11 protein-coding genes are annotated in these 12,598 nt (G+C 69.6%); 5 read left to right on the plus strand and 6 right to left on the minus strand.

All coding sequences use genetic code 11. The annotated features are described in order from the left end of the window. Positions 1 to 9 precede the first annotated feature (9 nt). The gene (locus IL992_RS17520; protein WP_193204394.1) at positions 10 to 705 is read left to right on the plus strand and encodes a TetR family transcriptional regulator; all 696 of its coding nucleotides are present in this window, start codon (positions 10 to 12) and stop codon (positions 703 to 705) included. Here the strand turns inward: IL992_RS17520 and IL992_RS17525 are convergent. After that, on the minus strand, positions 612 to 2,063 hold the full coding sequence (locus IL992_RS17525; RefSeq protein WP_193204395.1) for an MFS transporter: 1,452 nt from the start codon (positions 2,061 to 2,063) through the stop codon (positions 612 to 614). The two genes, IL992_RS17520 and IL992_RS17525, sit on opposite strands and share 94 nt — an antisense overlap. 276 nt (positions 2,064 to 2,339) lie before the next feature. On the opposite strand from IL992_RS17525, the gene IL992_RS17530 reads away from it, so the two are divergent. The 3 genes from IL992_RS17530 (at position 2,340) to IL992_RS17540 (ending at position 4,954) form a co-directional block, all read left to right on the plus strand. Next, the gene (locus IL992_RS17530) at positions 2,340 to 3,176 is read left to right on the plus strand and encodes a collagen-like domain-containing protein (protein WP_193204396.1); all 837 of its coding nucleotides are present in this window, start codon (positions 2,340 to 2,342) and stop codon (positions 3,174 to 3,176) included. A 199-nt stretch (positions 3,177 to 3,375) separates the two neighbouring features. Continuing rightward, positions 3,376 to 4,128, plus strand: coding sequence for a collagen-like protein (locus IL992_RS46280; RefSeq protein WP_226873162.1), 753 nt, complete (start codon positions 3,376 to 3,378; stop codon positions 4,126 to 4,128). A 169-nt stretch (positions 4,129 to 4,297) separates the two neighbouring features. Beyond that, complete coding sequence (locus tag IL992_RS17540) at positions 4,298 to 4,954, plus strand: class I SAM-dependent methyltransferase (RefSeq protein ID WP_193204397.1); 657 nt, start codon at positions 4,298 to 4,300, stop codon at positions 4,952 to 4,954. 7 nt (positions 4,955 to 4,961) lie between these two features. Here the strand turns inward: IL992_RS17540 and IL992_RS17545 are convergent, their stop codons facing one another. Continuing rightward, entirely contained in the window at positions 4,962 to 6,131 is a 1,170-nt protein-coding gene (locus IL992_RS17545) for a PucR family transcriptional regulator (RefSeq protein WP_193204398.1), read from the minus strand. A 108-nt stretch (positions 6,132 to 6,239) separates the two neighbouring features. On the opposite strand from IL992_RS17545, the gene IL992_RS17550 reads away from it, so the two are divergent. Next, a complete protein-coding gene (locus IL992_RS17550; protein ID WP_193204399.1) occupies positions 6,240 to 8,348 on the plus strand; it encodes a M6 family metalloprotease domain-containing protein in 2,109 nt (702 codons plus the stop codon). A gap of 121 nt (positions 8,349 to 8,469) precedes the next feature. Here IL992_RS17550 and purL read toward each other — a convergent pair whose 3' ends face one another. The 4 genes from purL to purS all read right to left on the minus strand — a co-directional run bounded on the left by purL (position 8,470) and on the right by purS (position 12,549). After that, positions 8,470 to 10,725 carry a phosphoribosylformylglycinamidine synthase subunit PurL gene (gene purL, locus IL992_RS17555; RefSeq protein ID WP_193204400.1) on the minus strand — a complete coding sequence of 752 codons (2,256 nt, stop codon included), beginning with the start codon at positions 10,723 to 10,725 and terminating at the stop codon, positions 8,470 to 8,472. 89 nt (positions 10,726 to 10,814) lie between these two features. Then, positions 10,815 to 11,498, minus strand: coding sequence for a phosphoribosylformylglycinamidine synthase subunit PurQ (purQ, locus tag IL992_RS17560; RefSeq protein WP_193204401.1), 684 nt, complete (start codon positions 11,496 to 11,498; stop codon positions 10,815 to 10,817). Positions 11,499 to 11,679: 181 nt separating this feature from the next. Next, on the minus strand, positions 11,680 to 12,129 hold the full coding sequence (locus tag IL992_RS17565; RefSeq protein WP_079315171.1) for an ATP-binding protein: 450 nt from the start codon (positions 12,127 to 12,129) through the stop codon (positions 11,680 to 11,682). A 174-nt stretch (positions 12,130 to 12,303) separates the two neighbouring features. Beyond that, positions 12,304 to 12,549 carry a phosphoribosylformylglycinamidine synthase subunit PurS gene (gene purS / locus IL992_RS17570; protein WP_193204402.1) on the minus strand — a complete coding sequence of 82 codons (246 nt, stop codon included), beginning with the start codon at positions 12,547 to 12,549 and terminating at the stop codon, positions 12,304 to 12,306. Positions 12,550 to 12,598 lie beyond the last annotated feature (49 nt).

Genomic DNA, 12,598 nt, shown 5'->3' on the forward strand with positions numbered 1-12,598 from the left:
CTGCGGGCCATGGCGAACGCGGAGCGGCTGAGCCGCCTGAGTCTGGTCGAGAAGGCCGTCGAGCTGGCCGACGCCGAGAGCCTGGAGTCGGTCACGGTGCGGCGGCTCGCCCAGGAGCTCGGGGTGACGCCGATGGCTCTCTACTGGCATGTCAAGAACAAGGACCAGTTGCTCGTCTGCGTCGCCGACCACCTGCTGGCCGAGGTCACCGCCGAGTTCGACCCGGCCGCGACGTGGAACATGCGGCTGCGGGCGATGGTCGAGGCACTGGTCGGGGTGATGCGGCGGCACCGGTACATGCCGGGCCTGTTCGCGATGGTCGAGAAGCAGGAGCTCCCGAGCTTCAGCCGCGCGACCGACACCGCGCTCGACCTGCTCTCCCAGGGAGGTTTCACCCTGAGCGAGGGCTACGCCGTCTCCACATACCTGCTGCACGGCGCGATGGCCCTGGTCGACAACGAGCCCGGCTGCCCCGGCGCGTTCACCGCAGCGGAGGCGGCCGAGTTGCGCCGGCAGAAGCGGCTGGCCCTGGAACGGCTCCCCGCCGACGAGTTCCCCCGCATCGTGGAGTACGCCAAGACGATGGAGGGGGAGCCCGACCTCGACGCCTACTACGCGTTCGGTCTGGATCTCCTGATGTCCGGGGTCGAGGCCATGGCCGCGAAGAGGACCCCGAACAGCGCGACGCAGAACAGCACAAGATAGGTGGTGCGGAACCCGGCCATGAGCTGCCGCAGCGCGACCGGGGACACCTGTGACAGCGTCCCCGCGTAGACCTGGTCGCGCAGCGCCGGCGCCACCGAGGCGGTCAGCACGCTCAGCGTCGTCGCCACGCTGAGCACGACGCCGACGTTCATGACCATCAGGCGGAAGCCGTTCACCACGCCGCGGCTCTCCTCCGGCAGCGCGCTCATGACCTGGGTGGTGTTGCCGGTCAGGAAGGCGCCGCTGCCGCACCCGCACACGAAGAGCCCGATCCCGATCAGCCAGTAGGGCGTGGCCGGGCCGGCCGAGAGCGCGAGGACGAGCAGCCCCGAGGCCGTGAGCACGCACCCGCCCACCGACAGCGCGTACGGGCTCACCCGGCGGCCCAGCGTGCCGGCCAGGGGAGAGGCGATGGTCATGCCCACCGGGACCGGCAGCACGCCCATCCCGGCGGCCAGCGCGTCGGCCCCGCGCGCGGCCTGGAAGTAGAGCCCGGCGAGCAGGATCAGCGACGAGCGCGCCAGCGCGTTGGCGAACGACGCCAGATTGGCGTACAGCAGCATGCGCCCGCCGAACAGCGTGAGGTTCAGCACCGGGTTGCGCGCCCTGCGCTCCACCGCGAACAGCGCGGGGACGAGTGCGGCGGCGGCCACGCCGGGCAACGGCTCGCCCTGGCTGATCGCGATCAGCACGGCCGACAGAGCGGCGAACACGATCAGGTTGCCCAGCGCGTCCACGGACTGCCGGGGACCGGCCGGGACCTTCCGCAGCACCGCCGCGCCCCAGACGAGCGCGACCACCCCCGCCGGGACGTTGATCCAGAAGATCCACCGCCAGCCGAGCGTGTCCGCGATCAGGCCGCCGAGGGTCGGCCCGGCGAGCTGGGCCACCGAGAGCGTGGCCATGTAGACGCCCATCCCCTGGCTGAGCCGATCGGGCGGGAAGGCGGCGGTGACGATCACCGTGCCGTTGGCCAGGATCATGGCCGCGCCGAGCCCCTGGAGTGCCCGCAGGGCGATGAGCACCCCGACGTGGGGCGCGATCCCGGCGAGCAGCGACGCGCCCGTGAACAGGGCGAACCCGACGAGGTAGACCTCCCGCCTGCCGAGCAGGTCCGCGACGCGGCCGAAGAACACCAGCGTCGCGGTGCTGATCAGCAGATGCGCGAGCAGGATCCAGCTCGACGCCAGCGGCCCGGCGTCGAAGTGCCGTACGACCGCGGGGAGGGCGACGTTCAAGGTGCTCGAGCTGAGCCCGATGAGCACGAGACCGAGCCCGGTGACGGAGCAGACCCTCCAGGCGTACCGGAGGGCCTTCGCATGGTCGGCTGAACCTGGCTCTTGGGGGATGTCGGGCATGCCGTCGATTTTGACGTACGCCGTACGTCCTGAATGTCTCAGGACCCGCTCACCGGGCGCGGGGGTGCCGCATCGGCCGACGACGGATTGGAACGTTCTTGACCGTCCGGGCTTACGAATAGCGGAGATGCGCATACGTGATGTTTGGCATGACAACCCACATATGCCATGGCGCGTGAATCACGTGCGTAACTTCTGTATTCCGCGCACTTCGTGTGCCTCAGAAAGGGAAGTCCCGTGGCTATCAAGTTGCCGGGTGGACGCACCATCGGCCTGATGACGGCTGGTGCTCTGGCTGGATCGGTCCTGGTTCTGGGTGGTGCGGCCACCGCTTCGTCGGCGAGTGACGCCGCCTTCTACGCGTGTGTGAACAAGAGCACGCGGTACATGCGGCTGGTGAATGCCACGACGACGTGTAAGACGACCGAGACCAAGGTGTCGTGGAACAGGACCGGTCCACAGGGTCCGGTGGGCATCGGCGGTACCGGTCCGCAGGGTCCCGCGGGTCCGCAGGGTCTTCGTGGTCCTCAGGGTCTGCGCGGCCCGCAGGGCCCCAAGGGCGACACCGGTCCGCAGGGTCCCAAGGGCGCCGACGGCAAGGACGGCGACAAGGGCGACACCGGTCCTCGCGGCCTTCCGGGCGAGGACGGCAAGCCGGGCAAGGACGGCAAGGACGGCGAGCGCGGTCCCGCCGGTCCGCAAGGCCCCAAGGGTGCCGACGGCAGGGACGGCAAGGATGGCGAGGACGGAAAGAGCGCCTACGAGATCTGGAAGGCGCAGCCGGGCAACAGCGGCAAGACGGTCGCGCAGTTCCTCGCGTCGCTCAAGGGTGAGAAGGGCGACAAGGGCGACCCGGGTGAGTCGGGCGGCTCTGGCTCCGGCGGCGCGGGCAGCGCCACCTACAAGTCCGACAGCTTCAACTTCGGCGGCAGCGGCGGCACCAAGATCGTCATGTGTGAGAAGGGGATCGCCACGGGCGGCGGCTACAACGCCTCCGGCAGCACCAGCGGGCAGTTCTGGGTCAGCAGCCCGTACTTCCTGAACAGCAAGCCGCTCGGCTGGCAGGTCTCCGGCAAGAACGCCAACGGCACGGTCTACGTGCTCTGCATGTGACGTGGCCGGCGAGGCGGTGGGATTCGTGGGGGCTCCGCCATGCTCGCGTCCGGCCCATTTCTTGACCACTCGGACTCACTGGTAGCGGAGATGCGCATACGTGACGTTGGGTGTGACAACCGGCATATTTCGTAATGCGTGTTTTATACGTACAACCTCTGTGCCCACGCAGTTCGTGTGCCTCAGAAAGGGAAGTTCCGTGGCTATCAAGTTGCCGGGTGGACGCACGATCGGCCTGATGACGGCTGGTGCTCTGGCTGGATCGGTCCTTGTCCTGGGTGGTGCGGCCACCGCTTCGTCGGCGAGTGACGTCGTGCTTTATGCCTGTGCGCACAAGACCACGGGTGACATGCGTCTGGTCGACGACACCGCGGCGTGCAAGACGACCGAGACCAAGGTGTCGTGGAACCAGGCCGGACCGCAGGGTCCCGCCGGTCCGCAGGGTCCTGCCGGTCCGCAGGGTCCCGCCGGTCCACAGGGTGCCGCCGGTCCACAGGGTGCCGCCGGTCCTCAGGGCCTCCAGGGCGAAAAGGGCGAAAAGGGCGAACCCGGCCAGGACGGTAAGGACGGCAAGAACGGCGCTCCGGGTCAGGACGGTAAGGACGGGAAGGACGGCGCCCCGGGCCAGGACGGCAAGAGCGCCTGCGATATCTGGAACAAGGGCACCTGTAGTGCCAAGGACGAGGCCGACTTCCTCAAGTGGCTCAAGGACCAGGGTGGCTCCGGCGGCGCCCCCACGCTGACCTCGCGCATGGCGAGTCAGTTCATCTCGGGGAACAGCGCATCCGTCTCCTGCGCGGCGGGAGAGACGGTCACCGGTGGCGGCTACAAGATCAATTCGAGTAGGACCGTCACAGGCAGCTACATGAGCGGCAACGGCTGGAGGGTCGAGCTGGCGAGCGACGGCGAGGGGAACGGCCTCGTCTACGCCATCTGCACCAAGATCTCGTAAGGGCGTGCCGCTGGAGTCCGTGGGGCTCCGCGGACGCGCCGCCCCTGCTTGCCGTACGCGATGAGGCGTTGGCGTACGGCACTGCGAAGGCCCTTCCGGAGGGGTTACCGGAAGGGCCTTCGTCGGTCCCGGGGGCGGTCGGCGGTTCCGGAGCCTAAGGTGTCCGATCATGACCGAGCCCTCGTACGTGCAGGCCGCCAGGGCGGCCTACGACGCGATCGCCGCGGACTACGCCGATCGCTTTCGTCATCAGTTGAACGACAAGCCGTTCGAGCGCGCGATGCTCGCCGTGTACGCCGAGATCGTTCGGGCGTCGGGCGTTCCGGGGCCGGTGGCCGACGTCGGCTGCGGGCCCGGCCGGATCACGGCACACCTGCACTCACTCGGCCTGGACGTCTTCGGTGTCGACCTGTCGCCGGGAATGATCGCGGTGGCCAGGCGCGACCATCCGGGCCTGCGGTTTGAGGAGGGGGCGATGGCGGCCCTGGACATCGCCGGCGAGGCCCTCGGCGGTGTCGTCGCCTGGTACTCGATCATTCACACTCCGCCCGAGCGGCAGCCGGCGGTGCTGGCCGAATTCCACCGTGTGCTGGCCCCGGGCGGGCATCTGCTACTCGCCTTCCAGGTCGGTGACGAGTCCTTCCACGCGGCGGAGGTGTTCGGCCGGCAGGTCGCGCTCGACTTCCACCGCCTGTCGCCGGACCGGGCGGCCACGATGCTGGCCGAGGCGGGCCTGCCGGTGGTCGCGCACGTGACGACAGAGCGCCGCGAGTTCGAGCGAACCCCTCAGGCGTACCTCATCGCCCGCAAACCAGCGAATATCTAAGCGAACGTCATTGGTCGGGGCTCTCGGCCTGGACCGGGAGGGGGGAGGGGCGGTAGCGGCCGGAGAGGCGGGCGAGTTTGAGGCTGAGATGCAGGCTCAGCCGTTCCTCGCCGTCCCTGAGGTCGGTCTCCGCCAGCTCCTCGACCCGGCGAAGCCGGTAGTAGAGCGACGTACGGTGCAGGCGGAGCCGGCGAGAGACGGCTTGGGCGTTGCCGGCGAGGTCGAGGTAGATCTCCAGCGTCTCCAGCAGCGGCCGGTGCTGGGCCTCGTCCAGCAGCCGTGCCAGCCCCGGGTGGAGGTTGCCGTGCGGCACTCCGGACAGCATGCGGTAGACGCCGAGGCGGCCCCACTCCGCCGAGCGCCCGAACTCCGGCACCTTCGCGACGACCTCGGCGGCGTGCAACGCCTCCTCGTACGACTCGGCCGCGAGGGAGAGCGAGGGGCGCGGCGAGCCGATCCCGACCAGGACCGGCGTCCCGAGAGCCGCGTGCATCTCCTCGGCGAAGGCGCGGGTGCCCGCGGTGAGCAGTACGGCGTGGTCGTAGCGGACCAGGTGCAGGGGATGGTGCCTGGCCAGGCGCCGCCGCAGGGCCAGCAGCCCACGCTCAAGCGTCAGCCGCAGGGTTTCGTCGGCCCCGCCGTGCACGGGCCTGGCGACCGCCACGGTCACGGGCATGCCGGGGGGAAACGCGCCCGCCTCGATCAGGGTCCTGCCGGCGTCGGGCTCGCGCTGCAGCAGGCCGGTGACGGCCTCCAGTTCGCGGCGCGAGGCGAGCTCGGAGGCCAGGCTCTCGTGGAACAGGGTCAGGGCCAGAGTGGGCGCGGCCTCCGCCGCGACCGCGATCTCCGGCTCGGTCATGGCCGGGGCCGCGTCGATGAACCAGAGGAAGCCGAGCGGCAGGCCGTCGTGCCGTACGGGGACGCAGACCCGCGGCAGCAGCCCCAGCTCCGGGGCGCCGGGCGTGCGCAGCGGCTTGGTCGCCTCGTGGATGCCCGCGGTACGCAGGAAGTCGCGCACGTCGGGCGTGGTGTGGCGGCGCAGGATCGAGTGGCGGCGGACGTCGTCCATGGGCCCGTCCTGCTCGCTGTAGGCGACGACGCGCTGGCGGCCGTCCTCGAGCAGCAGAGGTCTTTCGAGGCGAAGGGCGAGGTCGTCCACGATTCGCTGCAGATCCACCACTCGGCCTCCACCTGGACGCTTCGACATATGTAGGAGAAGGGCCCGCTGGTCTTCCCTACAAGTGACCGATGATCTGCGTCAATAGTCTCTATAGCGTCATAATTCGTGAAACTCTCAAAAACGCTGTTCCCGGGCATACTGGCGGCCATCGCGCTCGCCCCGCTCGCGTGGACGGCGGCTCCCGCCTCCGCGGCCCCCGGCGGAGACCCCGATCTCCCCTGGCGTCGTGACCACTGGCCCCAGATCCAGCCCTGGCAGCGCGACGAGCCGGACGAGGCTCAGGCTCTGCACGGCCGCGCGTCCCGGGTCGTCGCGCCGATCGATCCGCAGAACTGGAAGAACCCCGACCACATGACGTGGGCGGACTACAAGAAGATCCCGGGCACCGACTGGGCGAACCCCGCCACCAAGGGTTCCACGCGCACCTTCAAGGGCGCGCTGGTGCTGGTGGACTACCCCAACCAGCAGTTCGTGGTCACCCAGCCGCAGAACTCGACGGTCTTCGGCAACCCCAGCGCCGAGGCCCACGACATCCCGCGTGACAAGGTCGCCAAGTTCTACCAGGACTTCCTCAACACCCCGAACCAGCTCAACAAGGGCCACACCCTGCACGAATACTGGATGGAGGACTCCGGCGGCCGGTACGGTGTCGAACTCACCGCGTTCGGTCCGTACCGCATGCCGGGCAAGTCGCACGAGTACGCGATGGAGTACCAGCGCGACGCCTGCCCGGCGGGGGACAGCTGCAACAAGAACCTGCGCGCCGACGGCAACGCCGCCTGGCTCGCCGACGTCGGCAAGGACGTCGCCTCCCAGTTCGACTTCGTCTTCTATCTGAGCGCCGGCCAGGACGAGTCGTCGACCTGGCAGGAGTTCGGCATGATGAAGTTCCCCACCAAGGAGGCCGTCACCGACGACTTCGGGCCGCCGGACCCGAACCTGCCCAACTGGTCCAAGACCCGCTATGTGGAATGGACGTCCTGGGCCGCCGGCTCGACGTTCTGGCCCAACGCGAACATCGGCGTCGACTCGGTTCAGGCCGAGAGCTCCGGCCAGGGGGTCTTCGCCCACGAGTTCAGCCACATCCTCGGTGTCCTGGACAACTACAACAACCCGTACGGCAACCCGCCGGTCCGGGCCTACACCGGCATCTGGGAGATGCTCAGCCGCGGCAGCTTCAACGGTCCCGGCGGCCCGCACAGCCGCTGGCTGATCCCGCCCACGGCGGGCGCGTCGATGGGCGCCCAGCACATGCTGCGCAACAAGATCAAGCTGGGCATGGTCGACGAGGACAACGTCCTGCGCCTGTCGCGCGAGGCGCTCCGCGACTCCGGCCTGGTGGTCGCCAAGGTGACCGCACGCGAGATCCAGCCGGGCGAGGGCGGGCTGACCGGCGTCAACATCTCCTTCGACACCGGTGACAAGTCCACCGGGTCGTGCAGCCAGCGGACCGACCCGCTCTGCGACGGCGGCAGCTACGACAACTACACCGTCGAGGTCGTCGACCGGATCGGCAGCGACTCCTTCACCCCCGACTCCGGCGTGCTCCTGGCCAAGACGAAGAACCAGGACCGGGCGCCGTTCGAGTGGGTGATCGACGCCAACCCGCAGGACATCAACATGACCGACTACGTGCTGCCCGACGGCACCAAGGTCCCGATCACGATCGGCGACTACCGGCAGCTCGCCGACGCCCTCTTCCACGCGGGCACCGACTCCGGCAGCGAGTACGAGTACGTCGACCAGGCCAACCGCCTGCACTTCTACGTGACAGACGTGCAGCGCGACGCCAAGGGGACCCTGTCGTACACGGTGGCGATCAAGTCCCTCGACGGAGCCGGCCCGCAGAAGCGGGGCGTGAAGCTGCTTCCGGGCGCCGGCGTCCCCGCCGCCCAGAAGGGAGTGTCGATGTGCAGCTTCCCGCTGTTCAACACCGGCAAGGCCGCCTCCGCCCAGGGGCAGCACCCCGAGGACGTCAGCGCGTACCTGAACAGTGACGTCTACCGGCTGAAGGCCGAGGTCGAAGGGAACGGCTGGACCACGATCACGCCCAACGCCCTCGCGGCCGTGGACTTCGGCGGCAAGGAGACCGTCACGGTCTTCGCCCAGCAGTCCGCGGGCGGCAGCCGTCACGCCACGGTGAAGCTCACGGCCACCTCCGAGAGCGACCCGTCCACGACGATGACCGCCACCTGCCACGTCAACGCCGTCTGACGGCACGCGAAAGGCGAGCAGGCCCTTCCGACACCCCCTCCCGGAAGGGCGGCCGCCGGTCGCCTGACATGAGAAGGCCCTTCCGGACGATCCGTCCGGAAGGGCCTTCGCCCACTCGGAATCAGCCGAAGATGCGAGGCAGCGCGGAGGTGTGGACCTCGCGGAGCTCCTCGACCGGGACGTCGAGGACGCCCTCCACCGTGAGCGCGGAACCGCCGGTGAGGCCGAGCCCGGAGCAGGGGACCTCGTGGCGGGCGCACAGGTCGGCGAGGGCGTCGAACGCCTCGGGCCGCACGCACACCAGCGCCCGCGCGGCCGACTCGCTGAACAGCTCGACGAAGGCGTCCTCGCCCGGCAGGGTCACCGTGCAGCCGACGCCCTGAGCCAGGCACGACTCCGCCAGGGCGACCGCGAGACCGCCGTCGGACAGGTCGTGCGAGCCCTCCAGCAGCCCGCGGGCCGCCGCCTCGGTCAGCACCGCCGCCAGGCCGCGCTCGGCCTCCAGGTCCGCCTGCGGTGGCAGGCCGCCCAGGTGGCCGTGGACGACGTGCGCCCACTCCGAGCCGCCGAACTCCTCGCGGGTCTCGCCCAGCAGGAGGACGCGCAGGCCGGGAGCCGTGAAGCCGGGCCTGACCCGCTGCGCGACGTCGTCGATCACGCCGAGCACGCCGACCACCGGCGTGGGGTTGATCGCGGTCGAGCCGGTCTGGTTGTAGAACGACACGTTGCCGCCGGTCACCGGCACACCCAGGGTCCGGCAGGCGTCGGCGAGCCCGCGTACGGCCTCGGAGAACTGCCACATGACCTCAGGGTCCTCCGGCGAGCCGAAGTTGAGGCAGTTGGTGACGGCCAGCGGCTTCGCGCCGGTCACCGCCACGTTGCGGTACGCCTCCGCCAGCGCGAGCTGGGCCCCCGTGTACGGATCGAGCTTGGCGTAGCGGCCGTTGCCGTCGGTGGCGAGCGCGATGCCACGCGTGGTCTCCTGCGCGCCCGGCATGGCCTCGGAGATGCGCAGCATGCCGGAGTCGGCGGGCTGGGCCAGCACCGTGTTGCCCCGGACGTATCGGTCGTACTGGGAGGTCACCCACTCCTTGGACCCGAGGTTGGGAGAGCCGAGCAGGGTGAGCAGGGTCTCCCGCAGGTCCTCGGGCCTCGGCAGGCGCTCGGGACCGTCGGCGTTGAGCGCCGCCTGCCCGGCGGGCTCGTGGAACGGGCGCTCGTAGACCGGGCCCTCGTCGGCGGCCGTGCCCGGCGGGATGTCGACGATGACCTCGCCGTCCCACGTCATCACGAGCCTGCCGGTGTCGGTGACCTCGCCGATCACGGTCGCCGGGACGTCCCACTTGTCGCAGATCGCCATGAAGGCCGCGATGTCGTCGGGCGTGACGACCGCCATCATGCGCTCCTGCGACTCGCTCATCAGGATCTCCTCGGGCCGCAGCGTGGGATCGCGCAGCGGGACGAGGTTGAGGTTCACCTCCATGCCGCCGGTGCCCTTGGCGGCCAGTTCGGTCGTGGCGCAGGACACCCCGGCCGCGCCGAGGTCCTGGATGCCGACGACCACGTCCGCCTGGTACAGCTCCAGGCAGCACTCGATGAGCAGCTTCTCCATGAACGGGTCGCCGACCTGTACGGCGGGCCGCTTGGCCTGCGACTCGTCCTCGAAGGTGGCCGACGCCAGCACCGACGCGCCGCCGATGCCGTCCGCGCCGGTCCTGGCGCCGAACAGCACGACCTTGTTGCCGGGGCCGGGCGCGGTGGCCAGCTTGATCTGGTCCTTGCGCAGCAGGCCGACGCACAGCGCGTTGACCAGCGGGTTGCCGATGTAGCAGGGGTCGAAGACGACCTCGCCGCCGATGTTGGGCAGGCCGAGGCAGTTGCCGTAGTGGCTGATGCCCTCGACCACGCCCGGCAGCACGCGGCGCGTGTCGGGCTGGTCGGCCCCGCCGAAGCGCAGCGAGTCCATGACCGCGACCGGCCGGGCGCCCATCGACATGATGTCGCGCACGATGCCGCCGACGCCGGTCGCGGCGCCCTGGTGCGGCTCGACGTACGACGGGTGGTTGTGCGACTCGATCTTGAAGGTGGCGGCCCAGCCGTCGCCGATGTCGACCACGCCGGCGTTCTCGCCCATGCCGACGAGCAGGGCCTCCGACTTGGGCGCCTTGGTCCCGAACTGCCGCAGATGCACCTTGGACGACTTGTAGGAGCAGTGCTCGCTCCACATCACCGAGTAGATCGCCAGCTCGGAGCTGGTCGGCCGGCGTCCGAGGATCTCGCGTACGCGCTGGTACTCGTCGTCCTTCATGCCCAGCTCGGCGTACGGCTGACGCTCGTCCGGCGTCTCCTGCGCGCGCCTCACACTGTCGGTGTTCATTGGTCGCTCACCGCTCCTCGTTCGCTCCGCGGCGTCCCTCGTGCCTCGGCCCGCCACTCCGCTCACTGCGTCGGGATCGCTCCCGGTCATCACGCGTTCACCAGCCGCTTCAGGATCGAGGTGAAGAAACCGCGGCCGTCCACGCTCGGCGCGCCGGTCAGGTCCTCGACCGCGTGCTCCGGGTGGGGCATGAGGCCGACGATGTTCCCGGCCTCGTTGGTGATCCCGGCGATGTCGTTGAGCGAGCCGTTCGGGTTGCCGCCCGCGTAGCGGAAGACCACCCGGCCCTCACCCTCCAGCGCCGCCAGCGTCGCCGCATCGGCCACGTAACGGCCCTCGCCGTGCTTGATCGGCAGCACGATCTCCTGGCCGTCCGCGAAGTCCGCCGTCCACGCCGTACGCGTGCTCTCCACGCGGATGCGCTGGTCGCGGCAGATGTAGTGGAGGCCCTCGTTGCGGGTCAGCGCGCCCGGCAGCAGGTGCGCCTCGCAGAGGATCTGGAAGCCGTTGCAGGTGCCGAGCACGGGCAGCCCGCCCTGGGCGGCCGGGATCAGCTCGGTCATGAGAGGGGAGAACCGGGAGATCGCCCCGCAGCGAAGATAGTCGCCGTAGGAGAACCCGCCCGGCAGGAAGACGGCGTCGACTCCCTTGAGGTCGTGATCGGCGTGCCACAGGGGCACCGCCTCCGCTCCGGCCAGCCGTACGGCTCGCGCGGCGTCCTGGTCGTCGAGTGTTCCGGGGAAGGTGACGACGCCCACCCGGGCAGCGCTCATGACAGTTTTCCCTCCAAGGGTCCCCGCCTAGCCGGACGCCACCGTCATCTGGCCGGACGGCGGTCTGTGGCGGTACACCTCAGGGTATCGGAGCCGCCAAATCGGCTTCCCCTGTGGAGGCCCACTTCCGATCACCTGTCACGCCGGGCTCGGAGCCCGGCGTGATGGGGAGCCGGGGTCCTCAGACCCCGGCGAGGTGGCGATCGAGAGTGAGGTGGTGGGCGATGGCGTCCTCGTCCCAGTCGAGTTCCTTGGACAGGCGCACGGTCGTGCCGCGCCCGGGCGTGATGTCGAACGAGAGATCGTCCACGACGGCGCGCATGATCAGGATGCCCCGGCCGTTCTCGGTCTCCGCCGGCGGGTACTGGCGGGGGATCATGTGCAGCCCCTCGCCTTCGTCGGCGACGCGCAACTCACAGCGGCCGTTGCCAATGGTGGCCATGACCTCGTAGCGGTTGGCGGGACCACCATGCCGCACCGCGTTGGCGCACGCCTCGGATGTGGCCAGGAGTATGTCGGACACGCACTCCTCGGTCACCCCGAGAGACCGCAGCGCGTCTCCCACCACCCGGCGGACCATCGGGATGCCGATTGCGTCCCGTGGCATCGCCAGTGAGAACTCAATATCCACCGGACCCCTCCCCGGTGTCGAAGGTCACCAAGGTAGGCTTCCCCGATGAATCAGGGCTAACCGCAAAATCACGTCCTCGTTATTCAGGACGCACCGCATAGGTGGGTTCGAGACGGACCGATGCCTGATTAGGGGTGGACAAGCTGCGGGAATGGTGGTGTGAAATGCGCCACTTCACCCCTCGACGCGGATCGAGAAGTCCTCGATGACCGTGTTCGCGAGCAGGGTTTCGGCCATCTTTCGGACATCCGAAAGTGCGGCCTCGTCGGCCGGGCCGTCCAGCTCCAGCTCGAACCGCTTGCCCTGCCGCACCCCGGACACCCCGGCAAAGCCGAGTCGCGGCAGCGCCCTGGCGATCGCCTGGCCCTGCGGGTCGAGGATCTCCGGCTTGAGCATGACGTCGACGATGACGCGCGCCACGATGTTCCTCCAATTCGAATGAGGGCCCGCCGGTCCGGGAAAGGTCCGC

The organism is Microbispora sitophila, assembly GCF_014892245.1.
GTDB lineage: Bacteria > Actinomycetota > Actinomycetes > Streptosporangiales > Streptosporangiaceae > Microbispora > Microbispora siamensis.